This window comes from Rickettsia endosymbiont of Nabis limbatus, from assembly GCF_965196655.1.
Taxonomy (GTDB): domain Bacteria; phylum Pseudomonadota; class Alphaproteobacteria; order Rickettsiales; family Rickettsiaceae; genus Rickettsia.
Window position 1 is genome coordinate 686773 of the sequence record NZ_OZ239771.1, and the last position, 26497, is coordinate 713269.

Consider the following 26497-nt stretch of genomic DNA (forward strand, 5'->3'; position numbering starts at 1 on the left):
TCCTTATTAATCAAGACCATTAGCTACTTAAATTTTTTTATATAAGTAACCATAACATTAGACATAAAACAATCTATTTTATTAGAAGAATTAAGCCAAATAGCAATAGAGCTTAATAAACCTAAGAGCTTATTTAAATTCTTTAACAAAAATAACCTTAAAAGCGGAATTTATTTGTTTGGTCCGGTTGGCACAGGTAAAACTATGCTAATGAATTCTTTTTTCGAAAAGCTTAACGTGCCAAAAATAATTATTCATTATCAAAATTTTATGCAGGATATTCATAAAACAATGCATAAATTACAACTGGAAAATCAAAAAGATATCGTACCCAAAATTGCTAAAGATTATGCTAAAAAAACTAGAGTACTTGGGATAGATGAATTTGAGATTAAAGACATCACCGATGCAATGATAATCGGTAGATTATTTGATGAGCTAATAAAGCAAAATGTTTTTATTTTTATAACTTCTAACTCGCAGCCTAATAATTTATACAAAGATGGACTGCAAAGAAATTCATTTTTGCCGTTTATCGATAAAATAAATAACGAATTTTATGTTAAATATCTTGATAATAATCATGATTACAGATTTGATAAAGCTTTGAATGTCAAAGGCGATAGGATCATTTATCCCCTAACATCTAAAAATCAAGATAAGTTCCAAAAAATTATTGCAGATATTAGTGATAATAATTTCATTCCGCAAACTATTGAAGTTTTAGGGAGAGAAATATCCTTTCAAAAAGTTCATAAAAGAATATTAATCACTGATTTTAATGAACTATTTACAAGAAATCTTAGCTATATTGATTACGTCAATATTTGCCAGAAATTTAATATTATTATTGTGCAGAATATCCAAATTATAGCACCTGATAATACTAATTTAGCAGTTAGGTTTATCAACTTTATTGATAATGCCTATTTTTATAAAATTCTACTCTTTATGAGTTTAGAAGATAACCCCAATAAAATATATCAGGGATCAGCTAGAGCTGAAGAATTCAAACGTACTATCTCAAGGCTAAACGAAATGAATAGCGAGGCTTACTTATTAAACAACGATTTTAGAAACTGATTTAAAGTGTAATAATTTTTTCCTGTCGACTTGCTAATTTTAAGGCTTTATCAAGAGTTGCTAGAGGTAAATCATAACGTAATGCTAACTCCAAATAACTAGCATCATAAATAGTTAAGCAATGTCGCTCTGCTAAATCCATTGTTTCAGACCAAATATGTTCTAAACTTGTTCGATCAACTTTAATACCTATCTCTTTTAATAAATAAATTGCACTTTGACGTTGAGATACATCAATACGCCTCTTCTTTCTGCATATAGTAAGGAATTACTTATTTCGAGTCCCCAAATAATCGGTACAATAGCACCTTCAGTTGTCGCTTTATCCAATAATTTATATTGCTTTGTCTCATTAGGCATGAACCACGAAAGAGTTACGGAAGCATCCAAAACAAACGAAGCCATGCTATTTTCTACCTATCTTTCTATAAAAATTCCATTCTTCAAACTCTGAAGGCTGTAAATTAATCTCTTGAGCAAGTTTTTTAATTCTATTAGCAGCTATAATTGCAGCTTCTACGTCATGTGTAGCATTTACCGGAACAATCTTTGCAGTAATTTTTCCTCTTTTAACGCGAGTTTCGTATTCATAAAGTCGCTGTATAGCTGATAAATACTGGGTTACGGTGGATATTGATAATACTGTTTTTGTTATAAAATGGGCTTAAAATGCATAAATTTTCAGCAATTTGTCTTTTTTGACTCCAATTATTACAGTATGAAACTTATCCAATCTCCCAAAAGCCTTAAAAAATCAGGATTGTGGCAAATTCCTTAACTATAATTTAGGCATCTTAATACGAAACTCGCGTTCTTTTAGTAATTAAAACCTCTTCACCTTTAATCTCTTAGGGTTTAATTCCCCGAAGGTCTGCTTCGTGATATACTAGATGCATGGAAGAAAGCAGTTATATACATAAAAGTGATAATGTCACAGTACTAATATATCATTTAGTAACACCGGCAAAGTATAGAAGAGTAATATTCAATGAGGAACTAGACGATTATTTATGTAAAATTTGTGAGGACATAGAGGCTCGTTATGAAATTAGATTTTTGGAAATAGGAGTAGATAAAGATCATGTACATTTTTTACTACAGTCAATACTAATGTATAGCCCAACAAAAATAACTCAAATCATAAAAAGTATTACATCTAAGGAAATGTTTAAGAAATATCCAAATCTTAAAGAAAAATTATGGGGAAGTGAGTTTTGGAGTAAAGGATATTTTATGAGCACAGTAGGTAAACATGGTGATGAGCGGAAATTACGTAATTATGTAAAAAATCAAGGTTCAGGCAAACCTTCTTATAAAGCATTTCAACAAAAACAGTTAAAACTTTTTGGATAGATACCTCGTAGCTCTGCTGCGAGGAGTATCATTTTTTCTTCATTGATTATTTTTCTACTAGAAGCATATTTACGTGAAATATATATTTTGTCATAAGTTTTTATATTATCCTTATTATTTTCAAGAAAAATATTCCTTAAATCTTTTTTTAACCAAAAAGGTAAAGCTGTACCTTTTACAGGAATAAACGGTACAGATGGTACAATTAAGTTAGAAGCTTGAATTATACAATCACTATTTACTACTAAAAACTTATCTTCACTTATATTTAAATAATTTAATATCACTTCTAGTGATTTAATTTGCCACTGATATTTTAAATTATTAACATAAATACGATCATACTCAAAGTTTGATTCTTTTAATATAATTAATCTAGGTAAAACTTGCAGTAGCCAATGATACCAATTTTCAGAGCCAGAAGATGAAATTACTGCTAGCTTTCCTTTAAAATATAATGGATTTTCTTCGTTAATATCTCGTTTCTTATTTACTAAACGATGTTGATCACCTGTGCTTGTTTGAGTATCTTGCAGAAGATAACCTTCTTCAGTTAAAATTCCACCTTCATTAATTACTACGCCGTTTGGTAACTCTAAAATAAACTGACTAGTATTCTTTTCTTCGAGTGATTTTTTGATTTTTATATTAGAAGATTCTAATGATTCGACTGCAATGAATTGATGGTTATTATTTATTGCATAAATATTGCTAGCATAGAAAAAATAAAAAACTATGGGTATAAAATATTTTGTAAAATTTAACATTTTTGTTATTGTACTTTATTAATGACAGGGGGTTTAATTCCTATTAAAAATTCTTCAGTGTTCAAGACTTTTTTACCCTCTTGTTGAAGTTTTTTTATCATTAATATTCCTTTCCCGCAAGCTATTTCTAAATTTTTGTTAATAATTGTTCCAGGAATAAAATTATGATATTCATTTGAATATTCTGCCTCAAGAATTTTGATCATTTTATCATTATATTTGAAATATACTCCTGGCCATGGATTCATCCCCCTGACTTTGCAATTAATAGCATAGGCAGAATCTTGCCAATTAACTTTACCCTCTTCTTTATTTAATTTACGAGCGTAAGTAACACCCTCATTAGACTGAGGTTTCGGCACCATCTTATCGATATTTGCAAGCGTTTTAATTAAGAGTTCTGCACCCAAATTAGCACATTTATCATGAAGCTCTTGCAGCGTGATTTTCTCAGGTAAGTCAAAATCCTCTTTCATCAATATATCACCCGTATCAAGCCCTGCATCCATCTGTATAATACATACGCTGCTTGTTTTATCACCCTCTATAATAGTACGCTGCAAAGGAGCCGCTCCTCTATGACGAGGTAAATCAGACGGATGAATATTAAGGCAACCATATTTCTTAGCATCTAAAATATTTTGCGGTATAATAAAACCATATGCAATAACAACTATTATATCAGCATCAATACTATTAATTAGATTTGTAGCTTCTTCATTTCGAAGCGTTGCAGGAGTGTATACAGGAATTTGAGCTTCATCAGCTAATTGATGTATGGGAGATTTAGTTTCACTAAGCCCCCTACCCTTAGCTTTAGGTGATTGCGTAAAAACAGCTGTTACTTGATGATTAGAATCTATAAGTTTCGTAAGAGCAGGGACGGCAAACTCTGGTGTCCCCATAAAAATCAGACGTTTTGCATAACTTGCTTTTAAAGGTAATTTGGGTGTCAATCCGGTACTCGCATCCTCACGTACTAAAGTGTACGCTGCGGTGCTGCGTGCCGTGTTTCCTGCAAATTCCTCTTTATTAGCTGCGTTATTCAAGGAGTCTATTATCTTCACACTATATTTTTTTTGAGTTTCTTAAGCTTACGAAGAGCTATATCGCGTTTCATGCTACTTAAATAATCGATCATTAGCTTTCCTTCTAAATGATCATACTCATGTTGAATTACTCTTGCAAGCCAATCATTAGCTTCAAGCTCTTGCAGCTTATTATGATAATCTAAATATCTGATTTTTATAGACTCTGATCTTGCTATCTCATAACGTTGCTGCGGTACTGAAATACATCCTTCGTTAGCTATAACAAGCTCTTCTGATTTTTCTATTATTTCAGGATTTACTATAAATAACGGATAGAAATCTTTTGGTCTCTTAATCGGATCATGATCTTTTATATCAATTACCATGATACGTTTTAGCACTCCAACCTGTACGGCAGCAAGCCCTCCACCATCTTCGTTATACATAGTTTCAACCATATCATCCATGAATTTTCGAATGTGGTCGTTGACCTCTGGAACGGCTTGAGATTTTTGTTTTAACCTTTCATCAGGTGCTGTAACGATAGGCAGTATTGACATATTTTTGAGTTTTTTCTTTTTAACTATTATACCATAAAACCCCTAAAATGTAAAGAATGCAAACTAACATAAGCTTTGTAATGTATTTAAGTATAGTATACTAACAAAACTTACGCTATGAGTGGAAGAGTGATAAATTATTGTAAGAATAATTAAACATGTCAAAGAGGAACAGATTGCAAGCAATACCAATTAATAGAACAGATTACTGTCAATTTTTAACAATTAGCCAAAAGAATTATAGTTTAACCTACTACGCTGAACATGCCAAGAAATGTAGCCATGATGTTATTAATAGATTTTTAGAAAATGAAAAATATACTCCTTCTTTGTTATGGGAACACATTAAGAATGATGTTATCTTTTCATCTAACGGATATACAATATTTGATGATACGGTGTTAAACAAAAGGAACACAAAGAAAATAGAGGTTGCTAGATCGCAGTATAGTGGAGCTACAGGTGGAGTTACTACCGGTATAGGAGTAGTGAGTCTTGTATATTATAACCCCGATATTGATAAGTTTTGGGTAATAGATTATCGCATTTTTTCACCTGATCATGATGGAGCGACGAAACTAGATCACCTACTAAAGATGTTCAATAATGCTGTTTATAGTAAAAAGATTCCTTTTCAAACTGTACTTTTTGACACATGGTATGCTACACACAAAATTATGCAACATGTTGACTCCTTGGGCAAATATTATTATGCCCCTATTAAAGCCAATAGAAATGTTAGTAAAACGTGTGATTACGAGCCTTATAAAGCTGTTAGCAAGTTGACGTTTTCAGATGAAGAAATTAAGAATGGAATGGAGATTCATATAAAAGGATTTGCCAAAAATAAGCATGTTAATTTGTTTAAATTTACTGTTTCTACCAACAGAGTTGATTATGTTGTTACCAATAACAAAACTCAAAAATCTTCTAAAGCTGCACAAGATGAGTTTGGCTTGCGATGGGTAATTGAGAGCATGCATAGAAAAATTAAGCAACTGACTGGTATAGAACGTTGCCAATGCAGAAAACAGCGTATCCAACGTAATCACATTAGTTGTGCATTTCTAGTTTGGGCTTTTCTCAAAAGAACTGCAAATAAAATAGGTAAAACGGTCTACCAAATAAAGTTAGGGCTTTTAGATGACTATATGCAACAACAGCTTCGTTCTCCATCTTTACGATATTTAGAACCAAACATAGCGTAAGTTTTGCTTAAATGATTTGGAGAATTGGAATGTAAAACAAGGGACGAGCACGCACATCCTGTACTCAATAGATGAGCATGCGAGTTCTCTGAAGTTTTGCAGAGCCAATTCTTCAAAGCAGAAGAGTATATAGTTGCATAATAAACTCACTTGCCTACAATAATTTATTAAGTTAATAATATTTATTAAAAAATAATGGCAAATATCAGATAACATGTTAAATAAATAAGCTTACATGACAACTAAAGAGGAATACACTAATGCATTGGCGTGATATTGAAGAAATTGCCGAACATCTTGAAGATAATTACAGCGATGACTATAGCTCAAATATGAAACTAGCCGTACTAAAAGAAATGGTTACATCTTTAACAGATTTTGAAGATCATGAAGTAGAGGTTAAAGGGGAAACGCTGGAAGAAATTCTAGAAAAATGGAGAGAAATAAGGGAAGAGATGGAAGAAAACGAGTAATAATTATAGAATTTTTCAGGCAGTTTATAAATTAACTTTATAAAAATATATTACAAATAATAATAATACAGCAACTGCCTGAAAAAAAACTCTCATAGTCATAAGCTTTGAGCTAAATTTTCTATCAAATTTTCCACCAATAGCCATCGATACTACTCCTACAATCAAAACTAAGCCGGTTAAACAAAGAGCTATTAACAACCACATCATAATTTATATCTTATTTACTTATAGGAATTTATACTTTACCACTTTTCAAGCAACCAGTCTATCTATATTGAGCTGGAAATTATAAATTTTATGTTGTTTCTCTAAAAGGAAATTCTATCCATACTCCATCATCAAACTCATCTTCATCATCTTCATCGTCATATTCTTTAACTAACCTTGCATCTAAAGGAATCTCACCTATTAATTTCTGTATTTGATTTATTTGCTCAGAAATATTTTGTAGATTCATATCTATTTTTCTTCCATAATCTAATATTCTTGTTTCTATGCTATTCATAAAATATTCTCCTGATTTTATTTGGTACCCTGGGTTAAGAACTTAAATTAACCCAAGGCATAAATTGTTAAGAATATTGTTCAAATAAAAGCTATAAGATATGTGAGTAAAATCTGAATTGTTTTGAAACTAGATATCTCTATACCTAAGGTATATCTAGGTATATTCTTGCTTTCTTTAAAGCATTTTAGTATGCTCGTAACAATATTATGATTTATATTAAACCAATAAATATATCTATTTTAATAAGTGAAATATTTACTGGTTTTTTTATAGTGAATGATATATTAGTACTGTGACATTATCACTTTTATGTATATAACTGCTTTCTTCCATGCATCTAGTATATCACGAAGCAGAGCTTCGGGGAATTAAACCCTAAGAGATTAATTATTAAATGGAGATAAGAAATGAACTTAAATCAAAAAATAATAAAGCCAAAATTAGGATTACTAGAACTCGCTAAGAGTCTTGGTAGCATATCATCAGCATGTAAAGCGATGGGCTATAGCAGAGATAGTTATTACAGACAAAACTTACGCTATGTTTGGTTCTAAATATCGTAAAGATGGAGAACGAAGCTGTTGTTGCATATAGTCATCTAAAAGCCCTAACTTTATTTGGTAGACCGTTTTACCTATTTTATTTGCAGTTCTTTTGAGAAAAGCCCAAACTAGAAATGCACAACTAATGTGATTACGTTGGATACGCTGTTTTCTGCATTGGTAACGTTCTATACCAGTCAGTTGCTTAATTTTTCTATGCATGCTCTCAATTACCCATCGCAAGCCAAACTCATCTTGTGCAGCTTTAGAAGATTTTTGAGTTTTGTTATTGGTAACAACATAATCAACTCTGTTGGTAGAAACAGTAAATTTAAACAAATTAACATGCTTATTTTTGGCAAATCCTTTTATATGAATCTCCATTCCATTCTTAATTTCTTCATCTGAAAACGTCAACTTGCTAACAGCTTTATAAGGCTCGTAATCACACGTTTTACTAACATTTCTATTGGCTTTAATAGGGGCATAATAATATTTGCCCAAGGAGTCAACATGTTGCATAATTTTGTGTGTAGCATACCATGTGTCAAAAAGTACAGTTTGAAAAGGAATCTTTTTAACGCGAGTTTCGAATTAATATAGCATAGGATTTAGCATATCAAGAGAGATGTAATAGAAGGTTTATTATCAGACATTTGATAATTTATCAGTGCTGCAACCATATGCACAAAGGCATTTGTAACTGATCTATGCCTTGAATGCTCAAACTTCCCCAATAGTTTAATTTTACTAAACACAGATTCTATTAATGCTCTTTTAAGCAATAATATTTTATCCAACATAGACATAAGTTTATTTTTCATATTTTTCTTTACCCTAGTTACCATAAAAATTCCTTGCTCTAAAAGTTGTTGAAATAATTGTTGTGAAATATAACCACGATCTCCGAATACTTTACCAAAAAGATTTTTGATCATCAGTTCCAGCTGTTTTCTATCATCCTTATTGCCAGGGCTAAAAGATGCTTTAACTATACCACCGGCTCTATTAATTATTAGATGTAGTTTAAGTCCATAGAACCAACCTTTTGTTGTCTTACTGCGTGCTGCTATGCCGGCGAACACTTTATTCATTGAAATACGGTATCTCTTACATACCTCTATACTACTTGAATCTACAAAAGAAAGGCCATCACACTGATCCAAAATAGAATTGAATATCAGTACTAATAGTGGTAAATGTGGACCTATTATTTTTATAAATTGACTATAGCTTACTAATTGAAAATCTCTTTGATGATAAATCCATATTTGCTTCAGATAATAATTCTTAAAACAATCATAAGATGACTGCCAGTAGCCTATTATAATTGTTATTACCTCACTTCTGTTAAGTCGACTTTTAGGACCAGATTTGTTGTTATGGTTAGTAATTGAATTTGTATGCTTGTCTAATTCTTGAAAAAAATCATCGACGTAACAAAATATTTCTGTAAAATCCATTATCATAGGTTATTGCTCTTAAAGTTTTTTCAATAACCTATAAACTTTTTTCTTATACTATAAATACCATATTTTAATTAGCAATTTGTATTTTGTACTCACTTTATAACAAAAACAGTATTATCAATATCCCCGTAACCCACTGTTTATCAGCTATACAGCGACTTTTTGAATACGAAACTCGCGTTTTTTACTATAAACAGCATTATTGAACATCTTTAGTAGGTGATCTAGTTTCGTCGCTCCATCATGATCAGGTGAAAAAATGCGATAATCTATTACCCAAAACTTATCAATATCGGGGTTATAATATACAAGACTCACTACTCCTATACCGGTAGTAACTCCACCTGTAGCTCCACTATACTGCGATCTAGCAACCTCTATTTTCTTTGTGTTCCTTTTGTTTAACACCGTATCATCAAATATTGTATATCCGTTAGATGAAAAGATAACATCATTCTTAATGTGTTCCCATAACAAAGAAGGAGTATATTTTTCATTTTCTAAAAATCTATTAATAACATCATGGCTACATTTCTTGGCATGTTCAGCGTAGTAGGTTAAACTATAATTCTTTTGGCTAATTGTTAAAAATTGACAGTAATCTGTTCTATTAATTGGTATTGCTTGCAATCTGTTCCTCTTTGACATGTTTAATTATTCTTACAATAATTTATCACTCTTCCACTCATAGCGTAAGTTTTGCAGATTTAAAGAACTGTATGAAACTGGTGGTGAAGAAGCGTTGTATGAGATTAGCCGGAAGAAGCCAATAATAGCGAATAGAGTTGATCCAGCGATAGAGAAGGCAGTAATGGATATGGCAATAGAATATCCAGCATATGGACAGATTCGAGTATCAAATGAGCTTAAGAAGAGCGGTATACTTGTATCACCTGGAGGAGTGAGATCAATTTGGTTACGTAATGATTTAAACAATATCAATAAAAGGCTTAAAGCATTAGAAGCAAGGATGGCTCAGGATGGTATTGTACTTACTGAATCTCAGTTACAAGTACTAGAGAAACGACGTAGCGAAAAAGAAGCCCATGGCGAGATTGAGACACAGCATTCAGGTTATCTAGGATGCCAAGATACATATTATGTAGGAAATTTTAAGGGTATAGGTAAGGTTTATTCTCAGGTATTTATTGATAGCTATAGCAGAGTAGCTGATGCTAAACTATATACTGATAAAACAGCTTTAACTGCTGCTGATATGCTTAATGACCGCGTGTTACCATGGTATGAAACTCAAGGCATACCAATACTTCGTATTCTGACAGATCGCGGGTCAGAATATAAGGGAAATATAGAGCATCATGCTTTTGAATTATTTCTAAGTATCGAAGGTATAGAACATACTATTACTAAAGCATATTCTCCTCAAACAAATGGTATGTGTGAACGTTTTAATAAAACTATGAAACAAGAATTCTTTGATACAGCTATGCGGAAAAAGATCTACACTGATCTTGATGATTTACAATTAGATCTTGATATTTGGTTAGAGCATTTCAATAATGAGCGACCACATTCAGGAAAATATTGTTATGGTAAAACGCCTATGCAAACTTTTAAGGATAGTAAGAAATTAGCTATTGAAAAGAACAATGAAATCTTATATCTTGAATACTCATCTGACAGTCATAATTTATCAGATATTCAGATATAATTTTTATAGTGCCTGTAAGATCAAATCTTGACTTCTACACTCTTTGACATGTTTAATTATTCTTACAATAATTTATCACTCTTCCACTCATAGCGTAAGTTTTGTTAGATTATTTAGCTATTTTCATTTATTATTTATAATTTTGACGTTATTTATAACAATTAAAACAATATGTCACGCAGTTTATCTATTATTTGGTTATTTGGACTTATTAGCGGCTTTAACATAATGATTACCGGTAATACATTAAATTATTGGCTTGCTAAAGAAAATATAGCTTTGCAAACGATAGGTTTACTATCACTTATAACTTTGCCCTACTCTATCAATTTTTTATTTGCTCCAATATTCGATAGTTTAAGGATTAAATATTTAGACAAAATTTTTGGTCATAGGTTATCTTGGATTTGCTTAACTTCCATAGTACTAGTATTTTTTGTATATATTTTAAGCTTTTTAAATCCTTTTGATAATTTATTATTATTTGCCTCTATCTCATTGATTATTTCATTTTTTAGCTCTATGCAAGATACTATATTAAGTGCTTTTAGGACAGAAATAGTTAATAAAGAATCTCTTGGTTTTGCTTCAGGAATATATATATTCGGTTATCGATTCGGTATGCTAATTGCAAATTCAGGAGCTATATATTTATCCATCTATTTAACTTTCAACGAAATATATAAAATTTTTGCAATCTTAATATTTGTTTATCTTATTTTACTTATAGTTGGTGTAAAATATTGTAGATTTGATCAAAATAACGATATAGAGCAAACCACAGATAATAACAACGGTACTTTTGCTTTTATAAGGAACATTCTAAAGCCAATAGGATCTATTTCTTTTATTATATTAGTCTTCCTAGTATTATATAGATTACCTGATAATTTTATTAACGTCATGATCAACCCGTTTTTACTTCATTTAGAGTATGATGCTTTTGAAATAGGAAGTGTCGGAAAGTTTTGGGGAGTTATGGGTGCTATCGTTGGCGGATTACTCGGTGGTTTTATTATGAAGAAAAAGAATATATTAGATAGCATACTACTATTTGGTATTATTCATGCTTTAGCTCATATATTATTTATTATTCTTAAAATATACGGAAAGAATTCCACCCTATTATTTATTACAATAGGAGCGGAAAGTATTACGGGTGGTATGACGATGACCGCTTATATAGCTTTTATTTCATCATTATGTCAAGGCAAGTTTCGTGCTACACAATATTCATTCTTTTCATCAATGATGGGTATTTCTAGATCAATTTTTCCAATAATTTCAGGTTATATAGTAGTAAATTTTGGCTGGCAAAATTTCTTTTTATTTACTACTATTATAACTATTCCATCTTTAATAATATTATTAAAAATAAAAACTAAATTACAACAATGAATGATATTTTAACTATTTTCTTACATGCAATAATTTTACTTTCATCTTCGATTATACAAAGTATTTTTATATTAAATCAAAGTGCAAAATATTGTAGCTTTAAAAAAGCTTTACCTAGTATGATCGCTGGTTGTATAAGTTATAGCATTATTATATACATAATTATCTTTAATACTGAGTTCTTGTTTATTTATATGCTATGGTTCATAGCAATACCTATTTTTGTAGTTGGGTTTATTTTTTTCATGTATATGCGCTATAATACCTGGTATCAATCATACTTTAATTCGACAAACATCCCTAAATCGATTTCTATTCAAAAACTATTTTTAGAACCTATATATATATATATATATTAGTATTATCAATATTTAATCCTTTTATTTTAGATATGCTAAATACAGTTCTTTATAAATATCGAGATTATAATACTACAAAACTTACGCTATGTTTGGTTCTAAATATCGTAAAGATGGAGAACGAAGCTGTTGTTGCATATAGTCATCTAAAAGCCCTAACTTTATTTGGTAGACCGTTTTACCTATTTTATTTGCAGTTCTTTTGAGAAAAGCCCAAACTAGAAATGCACAACTAATGTGATTACGTTGGATACGCTGTTTTCTGCATTGGCAACGTTCTATACCAGTCAGTTGCTTAATTTTTCTATGCATGCTCTCAATTACCCATCGCAAGCCAAACTCATCTTGTGCAGCTTTAGAAGATTTTTGAGTTTTGTTATTGGTAACAACATAATCAACTCTGTTGGTAGAAACAGTAAATTTAAACAAATTAACATGCTTATTTTTGGCAAATCCTTTTATATGAATCTCCATTCCATTCTTAATTTCTTCATCTGAAAACGTCAACTTGCTAACAGCTTTATAAGGCTCGTAATCACACGTTTTACTAACATTTCTATTGGCTTTAATAGGGGCATAATAATATTTGCCCAAGGAGTCAACATGTTGCATAATTTTGTGTGTAGCATACCATGTGTCAAAAAGTACAGTTTGAAAAGGAATCTTTTTACTATAAACAGCATTATTGAACATCTTTAGTAGGTGATCTAGTTTCGTCGCTCCATCATGATCAGGTGAAAAAATGCGATAATCTATTACCCAAAACTTATCAATATCGGGGTTATAATATACAAGACTCACTACTCCTATACCGGTAGTAACTCCACCTGTAGCTCCACTATACTGCGATCTAGCAACCTCTATTTTCTTTGTGTTCCTTTTGTTTAACACCGTATCATCAAATATTGTATATCCGTTAGATGAAAAGATAACATCATTCTTAATGTGTTCCCATAACAAAGAAGGAGTATATTTTTCATTTTCTAAAAATCTATTAATAACATCATGGCTACATTTCTTGGCATGTTCAGCGTAGTAGGTTAAACTATAATTCTTTTGGCTAATTGTTAAAAATTGACAGTAATCTGTTCTATTAATTGGTATTGCTTGCAATCTGTTCCTCTTTGACATGTTTAATTATTCTTACAATAATTTATCACTCTTCCACTCATAGCGTAAGTTTTGGTAGTAATTTAGCTGCAAATGAAAATATCAACGTTGATGGATTATTAAATTTTAATATAGCCTAAAACGAAATAAGCAAATTAATTATTATGCGATCAGTTTTGTTATAAATAAATTACTATAGAAGACATAGTAGATTAATATGTACAAAGGTTTTAATATCGCATAATAATACTTATACGATCAGAAAATTGTAAGATAATTCCAGAAAAATACATGTAAAATTGCCAAAAAACTCCCTCTAATGTCGGATTTGACCTCTACTTGTCATTCTACCCTATGTTTGATATAATTCCTATAAAGGGGTCGTTGAAAGATAATTTTTGATAGTAAAATAAGAGGAAAGGAGGTAATAAATATTTTAAAAAAGAAATTCTGTTTAATATAGAGATAAATGTTATTCAATAGTGTAGTAATTTAATAGAGATTTGTTTACAGAGTTAGAATTTTTATTAATAAATTTCTTTAAGCCATTAAAGTTGTTAAAACCACTAATCGTTTTAAATTAAAACATATGGCATTCATAAATTCGGAGAATTGATTTTTGGCAATTCCTATATATCTAACCCGCTTATTATCTTTTGAAAATACCATCTCGAAAGGTGCTCTGATTTTCGTATAATATTTATCAAGGTCAAAATTCTTATCTTTCATATTATTTTTCTTTATTGCACAAAGATGGACTCCCTTTTTAGCTGCTGCATTCTTGGTAGAGATTGTACAATAACCTTTATCAACATATGTAGCACCAGAACTTGGCATAACATGCTTAAAACCTTTGCTATCGGTAACATTTGCAGGGGTAACTGCAACCTTATTGATCATGCCTGATTGAATATCAACACTCACATGTTTTTTATAACCATACCAAAATTTATTCCCTCCCTTACAGCCAATTTTGGCTTGTTTATCCTTTGCAACCTTAGGCAAAGTCTCATTATTCAATTTATCATATTTTTGTGCTCTTAGTTTATCACGTTCCTCCCAGAGATTAGCTTTTGAGATTAAATGAGAAGCATCTACAAAGGTAAATACTTCACCCATATAGCCTTGTACTCGTAGTTGATCGCGGAATTTTGTAAATATTTTTGATAGTAAATTAGTACCTATTTTTTTACGTATTTTACTAAATACACTATAATCAGGTGTCTTTTCTGTAAGAGCAAAATTACAAAACCATTTCGCCGCTGTGCTATCAGCTAAATAACGTTCTAATTCCCGATCAGATAAGTCTTCCATAAATTGTAGCAGCAAACATTTAAACAGCCTCTCTATACCATATCCTTTATAATTAGCTTCGCATTCTAATGCTAATAACTCAGCTTCAACTGCTTTGAATTTGAATAAACTTTTGAATTTACGATATTGATGATCCGCATTTACTAACTCATCTAAACTTACCATTAGCATTTGATACTCTGACATATAAACATATTTTTTATTTTTTTATTATACCTGCTACCCTCTCATCTCGCAACAGTCCCATAAATTAAAGGATATTAATCTCTTAGGGTTTAATTCCCCGAAGCTCTGCTTCGTGATATACTAGATGCATGGAAGAAAGCAGTTATATACATAAAAGTGATAATGTCACAGTACTAATATATCATTTAGTAACACCGGCAAAGTATAGAAGAGTAATATTCAATGAGGAACTAGACGATTATTTATGTAAAATTTGTGAGGACATAGAGGCTCGTTATGAAATTAGATTTTTGGAAATAGGAGTAGATAAAGAACATGTACATTTTTTACTACAGTCAATACCAATGTATAGCCCAACAAAAATAACTCAAATCATAAAAAGTATTACATCTAAGGAAATGTTTAAGAAATATCCAAATCTTAAAGAAAAATTATGGGGAAGTGAGTTTTGGAGTAAAGGATATTTTATGAGCACAGTATGTAAACATGGTGATGAGCGGAAATTACGTAATTATGTAAAAAATCAAGGTTCAGGCAAACCTTCTTATAAAGCATTTCAACAAAAACAGTTAAAACTTTTTGGATAGATACCTCGTAGCTCTGCTGCGAGGAGTATCATTAGGGTAGGAGCTATAACAATTTGGGGAATAGCACTACTAATATTTACCGCAAACAATAATTACTATAAAATCTTGGATAAATTGGTTAAGTTAAAATGAACGAAATATTAAATGCATCTTTTCATGCAATACTCTTAGCACTTGGCTTAATCGTACCTTTAGGAGTACAGAATATTTTTATATTTAATCAAGGAGCTACACAACCAAAATTTCAAAAGGTTCTACCTAGTATAGTATCTGCTTCTATATGTGATACTATTCTTATTTGCTCTGCCGTTTTTGGTTTATCTTTGATAATTTTTGAAATCCCCACCTTAAAACTTACTATACTCATTTTAGGATTTATTTTTTTATTATATATGGGATATAATACTTGGAATCAGCCGCCTCTTGATCTTACTAATAACTCGAACGCACTTTCAGCTAAAAAACAGATTCTATTTGCTATATCAGTATCGATATTAAATCCACATGCAATTATGGATACAATAGTAGTAATAGGTACAAGTGCCCTAAAATATCAGGGACTTACAAAAACTATATTTACTTTAACTTGTGTGTTTGTATCTTGGATATGGTTTTTCTCTTTGGGTCTTGCTGGTTATAATGTAAGAAAGCTGAATAAAAGTAGCACGATTTTAGCTATAGTTAATAAAATAGCAGCTATTATAATTTGGGCAGTAGCTCTTTATATAGGAATACAAATATTATATGAAGTCGATTTTATTAACTAGAAGCTGGGAAGCTAATTTAGAAACTACTCAGGAAATAGATAATCATGTCTTAAATTTTCATTATATTAACTGCCCTATAATTAAGTATAAAACTCTAGATTTTGATATTAATATTTGGGGGGGTTACTCAAATATAATAATAACTAGTAAATACGCCGCTGCAATTATTGCTGAATATAAATTAAATCATAACATTTGGGTGGTAGGAGATAAATCAAAACAATTACTAGAAAACAAAAGTTTAAAAATAGCTTATACTGCTAAAAATGTAGATGATTTAATTCAGCATTTTCCAAGTGATTTATACAAACAAACTATATATCTATCTTCAAACGAAATTACTAAAGATTTGCCTGATAAGATAAAACGTTATATTATTTATAACGTAGAATATTTAAATGAGCTTCCGTTATCTGTTGTAAAAGAACTTAAGAACTCTGTTGACTTTGTAATGCTTTACTCTCAAAATAGTGCTAAGACTTTACTAAAGTTGTTAAATGAAAATAATTTATTAGAATACTTACAAAATAGTTTAGTCATAGCTATAAGTTTAAAAGTTGCAAATATAGTTAGACCTTTTTTTAAAAATGTGGTTTATTGTGATGACCAAAATCCTAACGATTTAATCAAATTATTATTTGAAAATGCAAAAATTCAATAGTTTATTTAAAAGCAGAAATATCTTTTTTATAACAATAGTAATATTTACTTTATCCTCTTTCACACTTTATAATAATAGGAGCGATATTTTAAAATTATTTAAAAGCGAAAATAAAAACTTAAGTCAGACTCTTGAAACCCCAGATGAGATTGAAACAAATATTAAAGAAACAAAAGAAGAAGCACCTTTATTATCTGCTAAGACACTTTTAAAATACGTAGACTCCTTAAAATTTCCTGAGGCTCCTACTGCTACATTAGAACAAAAACCTGATCATCAACCTAAAATATATTCACCTGATTACATTCATTATCTGCTAAATGTAAATCTATTAACATATAATTTTTTACAAGATCAGGAATATAGTAAAGAGTTAATAGTGTTAAAATCTCTGCCGCTACCTCAGGATATAAAAAATATTTTAACAAACTTAGAAGAATATAATAATAATTACCTTATTTCTAAATTTGAAAAAGTGGAGGTGATTTTTCCATTGAATCATAAATGGCTTGAAAAATTTATTAAAATTGAGAAAAGACCTTCTAATATAATTAGAAAAGAACAAGATAAATTATTGATCCTAGAAAAATTAAAATATCTAATTAATTTTCTTTATTCAGAAAAGTTTATGCAGGAGTTTATAAATAAAGATGTTTAGATTATTATTAATATGTGCTGCTCTTTTTCTTCTTTATTTTGGCTTTACCTTAACGCAAAGCTTTGATTCAAAGGTTTTCATTAATTTATATAATTATAATATTGAAACCACTTTTTTCTTTAGTCTAATAAGTTTAATTTTATTAATAGTCCTTGGTTTTATCATAATAAGATTTTTGATATTAATTATCGATTTACCAATTAAGATACATAGTGTTTTTAGTAATCGTAAAATCAATAATGATAGATATTCATTAGTTCTAGCCTTTGCAAAATATATTACCGGTAATAAAACTAAAGCAGGCTCTATTGCTCGAAAAAATTCATCTTGTGAAAACTTAAAAGAATTTCATAACTTAATTTTAGCTGAAACAGAAGAGGACATAGATAAGAAAATTGCTTATTTACAAAATCTTTCTAAATCGAAAGAATTTGCTTTTTATAGCAATAAAAACCTTGCTAAACTTTTTTATGACAAGGCACTTTATCAGGACGCAGAAAATTATGCCGTTAAAGCCTATAATATAAATGAATATGATACAGATAATTTGGTTACTTTAGCTTATTGTTATGGGCAGCTTGCTTTATGGTCTAAATTTACTTTTATCACAAACAAGATTGCCAAACTCCATAAACCTATACCTATTTCAGACACTTTAAAAATTGCTGATTATTATTTATTAGCAAATGATGCGGAATGTTTAGAATCGGCTATAAATACCAATTTTATAAATATCCCATTACTAGAGCTTTATTTGAATTCAAATAATAATCTGAATGATAAGAAAAAGATCAAAATATTGAAAGATGCTTTTCAAATTGTGCCGTCTCTAGAAATAGTAAAGCTCTTTAAAAAATTCACTAGCCTATCAGATGAACAAGTTTATGAAGAATTAACAAAAGATATAGATGCCAAAAAAGATTAGATATTAATTTTAGCATTAAAATCTTATTTAGAGTTGTAGAAACATCATTGCGGGAAAGATGCGGGCTTTGTTATGTAGATCGTTTTCCCTTGTCACCCCGTGGCGGCATTGCCCGCGTGGATCGAAAAACGCCCTAAGGTAGTCATACCGTGGCTTGGGAACTAGATCCAGAAAATAATAAAAAATACTAATTTTATTAGTATTTTTAACTGGTTCTAGTTCATAAATCACGGGATGACAGGGGAGAATGATCCACGTAGGCAATGCCTACCGAGAGCGTTTTTCTATCCATACGGGGCAAGCCTCACGCAAGAATGACATAGTTGGTAACAATTACCTCAATTCGGCTTTCTTAAGCTCCTCCAAGTTACACGATCCTGTACACATCATAGTAATTTTAAGCTGCTCTATTATTAGTTGTATCTCTTCAGATACTAGATTTTCTGAAAGATCAGCTGCTTTTAAAAATGGACCAGCAAGACCAAAAATATCCGCTCCCATGCGAATAGCTTTAGCTCCATCAATACCTGATTTTAAGCCACCACTTGCAATAATGGAAATATCCTTTGAAGCTTCCCTTACCATTTTAATAGAATCCAGCGTCGGAATTCCCCAATCGATAAAACTACTAGCTATACGATTTTGTAATGAATTTGTAGCACGATAAGCTTCCACCTGACTCCAAGATGTTCCACCACTGCCTGCAACATCAAGAGTTTTGACTCCTATATCTATAAACTGTTTGGCTGTTTTTTTAGACAAACCAAATCCTACTTCCTTGATAATTACAGGGACAGAAAGATAATTTACGACTTCTTTTATTTTAGGTAAAAGATTTTCCCAATTTTTATCACCTTCCGGCTGCGTTAATTCTTGTAATATGTTCAAATGTAAAATTAAAGCATCAGCTTTAACGCTATCTACTAAATACTGACATTGTTTTGGTGTTACACCATAATTGAGCTGCACCGCACCAATATTAGCAAGCAATACTATATCAGGGGCATTATTACGCACTGTAAATGTATCTAAAGTACTTGGTTCTGAAAGCATAGTACGCATAGAACCAAGTCCCATAGCAATACCTGCTTTTTGAGCAGCAGCAGCTAATCTTTGATTAATATCTCTTGCTCTAGGCGTTCCGCCCGTCATGCTAGAAATTAGGATAGGTGCTTGTAAGGTTTTATTTAAGAAAGTGGTAGTTGTATCTATACTACTATAATTGATTTCTGGTAAGGCATTATGCACAAACTGAACCGACTCAAATCCGCTACTTAAGCCAGATTCAACATTTTTGGTAAGATTAATTTCGATATGGTCTTGTTTTCTTTTTATGTCTAACATGCATTATGTCATTATCTAATAAATAGAAGAGTATACCGCAAATACTTCAAAAGTTGGTAAGTCAAATAAGCGGTGAGTCTGCGGAATGTAGATAAACTACGTGAGCAAAGACGAAGCACGAAATTTAGCTTATACGAAGATCAACTTCAAAAAGAGCAAGGAGTTTATAAGACGAGGAGCGGAGCGTATACTTAATACGTGAGCACCGCAGTACTTATAGAACGACGTAGCCAATTTTTGAAGTTCTATCTGAGTATTTACCAAATCTTGAAGTATTAAAGGTATATACTACTTCTTATCCATATCAGCGAATACTTCTTCCCACGAGCCAGTAGTTGCTGCTTTTGAATATTCGGTTGCTCTATTTTCAAAGAAATTTGTATGCTCAACACCGTTTAGCATTTCATCAAGCCATGGTAGAGGGTTATTTTTTACCATGTAAATATCTTTCAACCCTAGCTGAAACAAACGCCTGTCTGCGATATATCTAATATATAATCTTACCTCATCAGCCGTTAGCCCTTCAATTCCCCCTACTTCAAAAGCAAGAGCAATAAACGCATCTTCAAAATGTACAATAGTTGTACAAGCTTTATAGATACGACTACGTAAATTTTCTGTCCAGACTTCAGGATTTTCTCTAACGAAAGTTTTAAAGAGCGTAATAATAGAATTAGTATGCAGCGTTTCATCACGCACTGACCAAGCAATAATCTGCCCCATACCTTTCATTTTATTAAAACGTGGAAAATTAAGCATAATAGCAAAAGATGCAAATAGCTGTAATCCTTCGGTGAAAGCTCCAAATACTGCGAGCGTAGTTGCTATATCCTCGTTAGTAGCAACCCCAAATTGCTGCATATAATCATATTTATCTTTCATTTCCTTATATTTAAGAAACGCAGAATATTCTACTTCCATCATCCCTACAGTATCAAGCAAATGCGAGTATGCTGCAATATGTACTGTTTCCATATTAGAAAAAGCAGATAACATCATCATTACTTCAGTGGGTTTAAATACTCGTGAATAATGCTTCATGTAGCAATTATTTACTTCAATATCAGCTTGTGTAAAAAAGCGAAATATTTGCGTTAATAAATGCTTCTCACCTGGGGTTAAATTATATTTCCAATCTTTAACATCATCAGCAAGCGGCACTTCTTCCGGTAGCCAATGAATTTTTTGTTGAGTATGCCAAGCTTCATATGCCCAAGGATATGAAAATGGCTTATAAATTGGACTTGCATCAAGTAATGACATATGCTTTCTTTTTATTTATTTTTTAATTTTTCTATTTCTTCTGTAGGTAACCCACTTATTCCCGTACCTTCTTCGCTTTGATCAGCAAACATAACTTGTAAATTCATCTATTGGATCTAAATATTTTTGCATAACATTATTATTACTGGCAAGCTAAGCATTCTTCATACTTATTAGCTTCGGCTAGTTCGTCATTTTGTTTTTCTAAATCTTTAAAATCTCCCTTTAATACATCATGCGAAACTTTATCAGCTCGTTGAATTGATGTTGATCTACAATAATATAAACTTTTCACTCCTTTTTTCCAAGCTCTAAAATGAATATCATTTAGATATTTTTTGCTAACATTACCAGGTAAAAAGACATTTAAAGATTGTGCCTGAGTAATATAAGGCGTGCGGTCGCTTGCTAGCTCTATCAGCCAATTTTGATCAATTTCATAGGCAGTTTTAAAGACTTGCTTTTCTTCTTCAGTTAAGAATGTTAGATGCTGCACTGATCCTTCGTGAGTACTAATTGAAGACCAAACCTGATCATTATTAAATCCTTTTTCCTCTAATAGCTTTTCTAAATGCTTATTACGTACATTAAAAGAACCAGTTAGGGTTTTCTGTACAAAGCTATTAGCGGCAAATGGCTCTATTCCTGGTGATGCATTTCCTGCTATTACTGAAATTGAAGCAGTAGGAGCTATTGCTGTTTTGTTACTAAAACGCTCATTGCTCCCTGCATCCAATGCATCAGGACACGCCCCTTTCTCTTTACCGATTTTAACAGATGCTTCTTCTACTTCCTTAGATACATATTCAAATATTTTTTTATTCCAAACTTTTGCCATAACCGACTCTATCGGTACTTTTTTCATTTGCAGGAACGAGTGAAACCCCATAACACCAAGACCAACGCTTCGCTCACGAAAAGCTGAGTATTTAGCTCTTGCCATAGTATCAGGTGCTTTATTGATGAAATCTTCTAAAACGTTATCAAGAAATAGCATAATAGTTGGTATGAATTCTTTATCATCTTTCCATTCTTCATAATATTCTAAATTTAAAGAAGAAAGACAACAAACGGCAGTTCTTGATTTGCCTAAATGATCGATACCGGTTGGCAATGTAATTTCACTGCATAGATTGGACATCTTAACATGTAAACCTAACTTTTTATGATGCTTAGGTATTGATTTATTAACACTATCAATAAATAAGAGATAAGGCTCGCCGGTTTCTATTCTGGTGGTAAGTAACTTTACCCATAAATCTCTTGCTCTAACTTTAGTTACAACTTTTTTGGTAGCAGGACTAATAAGCTCGAAGTCTGTATTATTTTCAACGGCTTGCATAAATTTATCGGTTATAGCAATACCGTGGTGAATATTAAGAGATTTTCGGTTAACATCGCCCCCTGTCGGGCGTCTTATGTCAATAAATTCTTCGATTTCAGGATGATCAATAGGTAAATATACTGCTGATGAGCCTCGTCTAATCGAGCCTTGAGAAATAGCAAGGGTCATAGAATCCATCACCTTAATAAAAGGTATAATGCCTGATGAATGTCCCTTATTATGAATTGCTTCATTAATAGACCTAACATTACCCCAATAACTACCTATCCCACCACCGCGTGAGGCAAGCCAAACATTTTCCGTCCACAAATTTACTATGTCATTTAAACTATCATCGGTCTCATTTAAGAAACAAGAAATAGGTAGCCCCCTATCAGTGCCACCATTACTTAAGATCGGTGTTGCAGGCATAAACCACATTTTGCTCATATACTCATATAGCTTCTGAGCATGCTCTTTATTTTCAGCATAATAACTAGAAACACGAGCAAATAAATCTTGAAAATCTTCACCTTTCATAAGATATCGATCTCGTAAAATTGCTTTACCAAAAGGCGTAAGTAAATCGTTATAATTATTATTGATATTTATTTGAAATTTGTTTTTTTTTGCTGTGCTCATTATAAGTACTAATGGGGTTGGTAGAAGCTAATCAAGTATAAAACTTTTTCTTAAGTAGACACTATAATAAGAGTTTATTCAACATAAATATTTATAATTATTTTAGATTTACCCCTTGACAGTTGATAGTTCAAAGCAAACTCAAGCGAGTATTAAATTTTCTTAAATTTTATAAATTATGTGGGATAGTTGCATTATTGTAATGATAGTATTTTGAGAAATAAGTTTTAACTTGTCCAATCCAGCTCTACATAATTCAGTTTAGAAGACTCTCCAATTTGATTAGTAGGATTTGTACAAAACTTACGCTATGTTTGGTTCTAAATATCGTAAAGATGGAGAACGAAGCTGTTGTTGCATATAGTCATCTAAAAGCCCTAACTTTATTTGGTAGACCGTTTTACCTATTTTATTTGCAGTTCTTTTGAGAAAAGCCCAAACTAGAAATGCACAACTAATGTGATTACGTTGGATACGCTGTTTTCTGCATTGGCAACGTTCTATACCAGTCAGTTGCTTAATTTTTCTATGCATGCTCTCAATTACCCATCGCAAGCCAAACTCATCTTGTGCAGCTTTAGAAGATTTTTGAGTTTTGTTATTGGTAACAACATAATCAACTCTGTTGGTAGAAACAGTAAATTTAAACAAATTAACATGCTTATTTTTGGCAAATCCTTTTATATGAATCTCCATTCCATTCTTAATTTCTTCATCTGAAAACGTCAACTTGCTAACAGCTTTATAAGGCTCGTAATCACACGTTTTACTAACATTTCTATTGGCTTTAATAGGGGCATAATAATATTTGCCCAAGGAGTCAACATGTTGCATAATTTTGTGTGTAGCATACCATGTGTCAAAAAGTACAGTTTGAAAAGGAATCTTTTTACTATAAACAGCATTATTGAACATCTTTAGTAGGTGATCTAGTTTCGTCGCTCCATCATGATCAGGTGAAAAAATGCGATAATCTATTACCCAAAACTTATCAATATCGGGGTTATAATATACAAGACTCACTACTCCTATACCGGTAGTAACTCCACCTGTAGCTCCACTATACTGCGATCTAGCAACCTCTATTTTCTTTGTGTTCCTTTTGTTTAACACCGTATCATCAAATATTGTATATCCGTTAGATGAAAAGATAACATCATTCTTAATGTGTTCCCATAACAAAGAAGGAGTATATTTTTCATTTTCTAAAAATCTATTAATAACATCATGGCTACATTTCTTGGCATGTTCAGCGTAGTAGGTTAAACTATAATTCTTTTGGCTAATTGTTAAAAATTGACAGTAATCTGTTCTATTAATTGGTATTGCTTGCAATCTGTTCCTCTTTGACATGTTTAATTATTCTTACAATAATTTATCACTCTTCCACTCATAGCGTAAGTTTTGTGTATTATTTACACTTAAATTTTTAGAAGAACGATCGTAATAATCTAACGTGTCTTCATCGTTATAACGAGGTTGTAATTGTTCATTTTTGGTGAATTTTAAAGGATCAAACATTTCTATATATTTTAATACGTATTCTAAATATTCTTTTTTTTCTTTATCTAAAGTAACATTATTTTCATTTGAGTAATTATATAGCTTTTGTAAAAAAGTATAATATTTATCGCCTTTAAATAATCCATAATGAGCAAGGAACAGCATATTAATATCTTTAACCTTTCCTGTTATTAATATTTTTTCAAAAAGCTCTAAATTATAAGTATGAAGAGCTACACATATAATATTGTTATGCGTTATTTTACTTTTTATTATTTTAATTTTTTCGGAGAAAGTATATTTAGACCACTTCACAATTTGTATACTCAGGTAGAATTTCAAAAATTGGCTACGTCGCCTTTGTAAGCCCTTAGCTGCTCACGTATTAAGTAACTGCTGCCGCTCCACGGCTTACAGCCTCTTTGCTCTTTTTGAAATTGACCTTCGTCTACCAGCTTTTCGTTCACTTGCAGCAACCTTATTCTTTGAGGAAATTTTTAGGCTTTCTATAATAAATTGTATTATAAAATTTATCACTTTCTGGGAATTTTCGAGTACGGATAGAAAAGTTACCGAAATTTCTGATTTCAATACGGTTCTGTTCTTTTAGAGAATTGCTTAAATAATCAAGGATTAAATTCACAGAATCACTTACATCTTCTTTAGAAAGATAATCCAGCTGCTTATGTATTTTATTTACCAAATCAATTTTAGTAGCCATAATTAGAAATTGCCTTAATTCCATTAAAACTATTTTTGAAAAAACTAGGGACTAAACTGTCGAAATCTTCAAGCATCATTTCCACTAATTTAGGTTTTGGTTTTAGCTGATAGTCTTTAATTTTTAATTTAGCATCGATTTTTTTCTCATCTTGCAACCATTTTAAGGCTGTATCCTCATTACCTATACTGTCTACCAACTTTAGTTTTACAGCTTGACGTCCTGAATATATTCTGCCATCAGCAAGTTTTTTGACTTCATCTATAGGAATTTTACGTCTTTCAGCAACAAGTTCAATAAAAAAATTGTAAGTATCTTCTATATTTTCCATAACCGCTACTCGCACATTTTCAGTTAGTTTTTCAGTAGGGTTTGGGGCAGCTTTAAGCTCACCTGATTTAAAATTAAGAAAAGTAATGCCAAGCTTTTGTGCAAGGTCAGTTATCTCAGTAGTCTGTAATATTACCCCAATTGAACCAGTTATAGTTCCATTATGGCTAATGATATAATCACCAGCAAGAGAGATTAAATAACCACCACTTGCTGCCATTGTTCCCATAACTATAACTACTGGCTTTTTTTCTGATATTTTAAGTAGAATATTATAAATTTTTTCTGAACCTACTACTGTACCACCTGGGGAATTTACATTAACTATTAAGGCTTTAATATGAGAATCATCAACAATTTTCTTAAGCTTTTTATCACGCTTCTCATCTTCAAGTATTATGTCGTCAATTAATACCGAAGCTATATAATCATCATTATTATTGGCTAAAACTTCCGTTGGAACAAAATCTTTACAAATTAAGAAGAATGAAACACCAATTAAAATAATTGCTATTAACTTCCAAACTAATAAACGAGATTTTATTTGTTTTCTTTCAATTAAATAATCAGGTGTTATATTCATTTTGCAATATATTTTTTAGTTTTCGTCATTGCGAGGAGAGGTTGGTTCGTGGATCAATTTTTCCGTCATTACGAGAAGAAACTGAAAGTTTCGACGAAGCAATCCCAGGATGTTTTACTAGATTGCCACGTCGTTTCACTCCTCGCAATGACA

25 protein-coding genes and 5 pseudogenes are annotated in these 26497 nt (G+C 31.2%); 12 read left to right on the top strand and 18 right to left on the bottom strand.

Annotated features, from left to right (window positions below; genetic code table 11):
- The first annotated feature begins 51 nt into the window (after positions 1-51).
- A complete protein-coding gene (gene zapE / locus ACOAL3_RS04010) occupies positions 52-1083 on the top strand; it encodes a cell division protein ZapE (RefSeq protein ID WP_419235595.1) in 1032 nt (343 codons plus the stop codon).
- Between the two features lies 1 nt (position 1084).
- On the opposite strand, the gene ACOAL3_RS04015 is transcribed toward zapE, so the two are convergent.
- Positions 1085-1342 carry a type II toxin-antitoxin system VapC family toxin gene (locus ACOAL3_RS04015; RefSeq protein ID WP_419235596.1) on the bottom strand — a complete coding sequence of 86 codons (258 nt, stop codon included), beginning with the start codon at positions 1340-1342 and terminating at the stop codon, positions 1085-1087.
- 635 nt (positions 1343-1977) lie between these two features.
- Here ACOAL3_RS04015 and tnpA (ACOAL3_RS04020) point away from each other — a divergent pair.
- Positions 1978-2436 carry an IS200/IS605 family transposase gene (tnpA, locus tag ACOAL3_RS04020; RefSeq protein ID WP_419235145.1) on the top strand — a complete coding sequence of 153 codons (459 nt, stop codon included), beginning with the start codon at positions 1978-1980 and terminating at the stop codon, positions 2434-2436.
- A 26-nt stretch (positions 2437-2462) separates the two neighbouring features.
- Here the strand turns inward: tnpA (ACOAL3_RS04020) and ACOAL3_RS04025 are convergent.
- From ACOAL3_RS04025 to def, 3 genes and pseudogenes are all read right to left on the bottom strand, one after another.
- Positions 2463-2828 (bottom strand): annotated as a pseudogene (locus ACOAL3_RS04025) (glycosyltransferase 61 family protein); the annotation flags it as partial.
- 380 nt (positions 2829-3208) lie between these two features.
- A complete protein-coding gene (gene fmt / locus ACOAL3_RS04030) occupies positions 3209-4108 on the bottom strand; it encodes a methionyl-tRNA formyltransferase (protein ID WP_419235597.1) in 900 nt (299 codons plus the stop codon).
- A 158-nt stretch (positions 4109-4266) separates the two neighbouring features.
- Complete coding sequence (def, locus tag ACOAL3_RS04035; protein WP_419235442.1) at positions 4267-4794, bottom strand: peptide deformylase; 528 nt, start codon at positions 4792-4794, stop codon at positions 4267-4269.
- A 176-nt stretch (positions 4795-4970) separates the two neighbouring features.
- Between def and ACOAL3_RS04040 the strand changes: the two genes are divergently transcribed.
- Together ACOAL3_RS04040 and iscX are read left to right on the top strand one after the other, a co-directional pair.
- A complete protein-coding gene (locus tag ACOAL3_RS04040; RefSeq protein WP_473198140.1) occupies positions 4971-6002 on the top strand; it encodes an IS701 family transposase in 1032 nt (343 codons plus the stop codon).
- A 260-nt stretch (positions 6003-6262) separates the two neighbouring features.
- Positions 6263-6475: a Fe-S cluster assembly protein IscX gene (gene iscX / locus ACOAL3_RS04045; protein ID WP_419235443.1), complete on the top strand. Its 213-nt coding sequence runs from the start codon at positions 6263-6265 to the stop codon at positions 6473-6475.
- 24 nt (positions 6476-6499) lie between these two features.
- Here iscX and ACOAL3_RS04050 read toward each other — a convergent pair whose 3' ends face one another.
- Both ACOAL3_RS04050 and ACOAL3_RS04055 read right to left on the bottom strand, forming a co-directional pair.
- Positions 6500-6685, bottom strand: coding sequence for a twin transmembrane helix small protein (locus tag ACOAL3_RS04050; RefSeq protein ID WP_395476376.1), 186 nt, complete (start codon positions 6683-6685; stop codon positions 6500-6502).
- A gap of 88 nt (positions 6686-6773) precedes the next feature.
- Positions 6774-6983, bottom strand: a complete 210-nt coding sequence (locus ACOAL3_RS04055; RefSeq protein WP_419235444.1) for a hypothetical protein — start codon at positions 6981-6983, stop codon at positions 6774-6776.
- Between the two features lie 410 nt (positions 6984-7393).
- Between ACOAL3_RS04055 and ACOAL3_RS04060 the strand changes: the two are divergent.
- A pseudogene (locus ACOAL3_RS04060) lies at positions 7394-7513 on the top strand (IS481 family transposase); the annotation flags it as partial.
- A gap of 6 nt (positions 7514-7519) precedes the next feature.
- Here the strand turns inward: ACOAL3_RS04060 and ACOAL3_RS04065 are convergent.
- The 3 genes and pseudogenes from ACOAL3_RS04065 to ACOAL3_RS04075 all read right to left on the bottom strand — a co-directional run.
- A pseudogene (locus ACOAL3_RS04065) lies at positions 7520-8107 on the bottom strand (transposase); the annotation flags it as partial.
- 32 nt (positions 8108-8139) lie between these two features.
- Positions 8140-8997 carry an IS982 family transposase gene (locus tag ACOAL3_RS04070; protein ID WP_419234519.1) on the bottom strand — a complete coding sequence of 286 codons (858 nt, stop codon included), beginning with the start codon at positions 8995-8997 and terminating at the stop codon, positions 8140-8142.
- Between the two features lie 168 nt (positions 8998-9165).
- Positions 9166-9627 (bottom strand): annotated as a pseudogene (locus ACOAL3_RS04075) (IS701 family transposase); the annotation flags it as partial.
- A 67-nt stretch (positions 9628-9694) separates the two neighbouring features.
- Here ACOAL3_RS04075 and ACOAL3_RS04080 point away from each other — a divergent pair.
- Positions 9695-10669: pseudogene (locus ACOAL3_RS04080) on the top strand (IS481 family transposase); the annotation flags it as partial.
- A gap of 171 nt (positions 10670-10840) precedes the next feature.
- Positions 10841-12067: an AmpG family muropeptide MFS transporter gene (locus tag ACOAL3_RS04085; RefSeq protein ID WP_419235446.1), complete on the top strand. Its 1227-nt coding sequence runs from the start codon at positions 10841-10843 to the stop codon at positions 12065-12067.
- A gap of 440 nt (positions 12068-12507) precedes the next feature.
- Here the strand turns inward: ACOAL3_RS04085 and ACOAL3_RS04090 are convergent, their stop codons facing one another.
- Both ACOAL3_RS04090 and ACOAL3_RS04095 read right to left on the bottom strand, forming a co-directional pair.
- Positions 12508-13539 carry an IS701 family transposase gene (locus ACOAL3_RS04090; protein WP_473198140.1) on the bottom strand — a complete coding sequence of 344 codons (1032 nt, stop codon included), beginning with the start codon at positions 13537-13539 and terminating at the stop codon, positions 12508-12510.
- 537 nt (positions 13540-14076) lie between these two features.
- Positions 14077-15036, bottom strand: coding sequence for a transposase (locus tag ACOAL3_RS04095; RefSeq protein WP_419234543.1), 960 nt, complete (start codon positions 15034-15036; stop codon positions 14077-14079).
- A 128-nt stretch (positions 15037-15164) separates the two neighbouring features.
- Here ACOAL3_RS04095 and tnpA (ACOAL3_RS04100) point away from each other — a divergent pair, with 128 nt between their 5' ends.
- From tnpA (ACOAL3_RS04100) to ACOAL3_RS04120, 5 genes are all read left to right on the top strand, one after another.
- Positions 15165-15623 (top strand): IS200/IS605 family transposase, encoded by a 459-nt coding sequence (gene tnpA / locus ACOAL3_RS04100; RefSeq protein ID WP_419234544.1) that lies wholly within the window; start codon positions 15165-15167, stop codon positions 15621-15623.
- 128 nt (positions 15624-15751) lie between these two features.
- Positions 15752-16390 (top strand): LysE/ArgO family amino acid transporter, encoded by a 639-nt coding sequence (locus tag ACOAL3_RS04105; protein ID WP_419235447.1) that lies wholly within the window; start codon positions 15752-15754, stop codon positions 16388-16390.
- A complete protein-coding gene (locus ACOAL3_RS04110; protein WP_419235448.1) occupies positions 16368-17051 on the top strand; it encodes a uroporphyrinogen-III synthase in 684 nt (227 codons plus the stop codon). The genes ACOAL3_RS04105 and ACOAL3_RS04110 overlap by 23 nt, the downstream gene beginning before the upstream one ends.
- The gene (locus ACOAL3_RS04115) at positions 17035-17709 is read left to right on the top strand and encodes a hypothetical protein (RefSeq protein WP_419235598.1); all 675 of its coding nucleotides are present in this window, start codon (positions 17035-17037) and stop codon (positions 17707-17709) included. Before ACOAL3_RS04110 ends, ACOAL3_RS04115 begins: the two co-directional genes overlap by 17 nt.
- On the top strand, positions 17702-18634 hold the full coding sequence (locus tag ACOAL3_RS04120) for a tetratricopeptide repeat protein (RefSeq protein ID WP_419235449.1): 933 nt from the start codon (positions 17702-17704) through the stop codon (positions 18632-18634). The genes ACOAL3_RS04115 and ACOAL3_RS04120 overlap by 8 nt, the downstream gene beginning before the upstream one ends.
- A gap of 333 nt (positions 18635-18967) precedes the next feature.
- Here ACOAL3_RS04120 and fni read toward each other — a convergent pair whose 3' ends face one another.
- The 7 genes from fni to sppA form a co-directional block, all read right to left on the bottom strand.
- Positions 18968-19978, bottom strand: a complete 1011-nt coding sequence (gene fni / locus ACOAL3_RS04125) for a type 2 isopentenyl-diphosphate Delta-isomerase (RefSeq protein ID WP_419235450.1) — start codon at positions 19976-19978, stop codon at positions 18968-18970.
- A gap of 288 nt (positions 19979-20266) precedes the next feature.
- Entirely contained in the window at positions 20267-21241 is a 975-nt protein-coding gene (locus ACOAL3_RS04130; protein ID WP_419235451.1) for a ribonucleotide-diphosphate reductase subunit beta, read from the bottom strand.
- A 142-nt stretch (positions 21242-21383) separates the two neighbouring features.
- A complete protein-coding gene (locus ACOAL3_RS04135; protein ID WP_419235452.1) occupies positions 21384-23207 on the bottom strand; it encodes a ribonucleoside-diphosphate reductase subunit alpha in 1824 nt (607 codons plus the stop codon).
- Between the two features lie 303 nt (positions 23208-23510).
- Positions 23511-24542: an IS701 family transposase gene (locus ACOAL3_RS04140; protein ID WP_473198140.1), complete on the bottom strand. Its 1032-nt coding sequence runs from the start codon at positions 24540-24542 to the stop codon at positions 23511-23513.
- A 30-nt stretch (positions 24543-24572) separates the two neighbouring features.
- Positions 24573-25025, bottom strand: coding sequence for a hypothetical protein (locus ACOAL3_RS04145; protein WP_419235453.1), 453 nt, complete (start codon positions 25023-25025; stop codon positions 24573-24575).
- Between the two features lie 163 nt (positions 25026-25188).
- Positions 25189-25431: an HU family DNA-binding protein gene (locus ACOAL3_RS04150; RefSeq protein ID WP_395477492.1), complete on the bottom strand. Its 243-nt coding sequence runs from the start codon at positions 25429-25431 to the stop codon at positions 25189-25191.
- On the bottom strand, positions 25421-26344 hold the full coding sequence (sppA, locus tag ACOAL3_RS04155) for a signal peptide peptidase SppA (RefSeq protein ID WP_395477491.1): 924 nt from the start codon (positions 26342-26344) through the stop codon (positions 25421-25423). Before sppA ends, ACOAL3_RS04150 begins: the two co-directional genes overlap by 11 nt.
- Positions 26345-26497 lie beyond the last annotated feature (153 nt).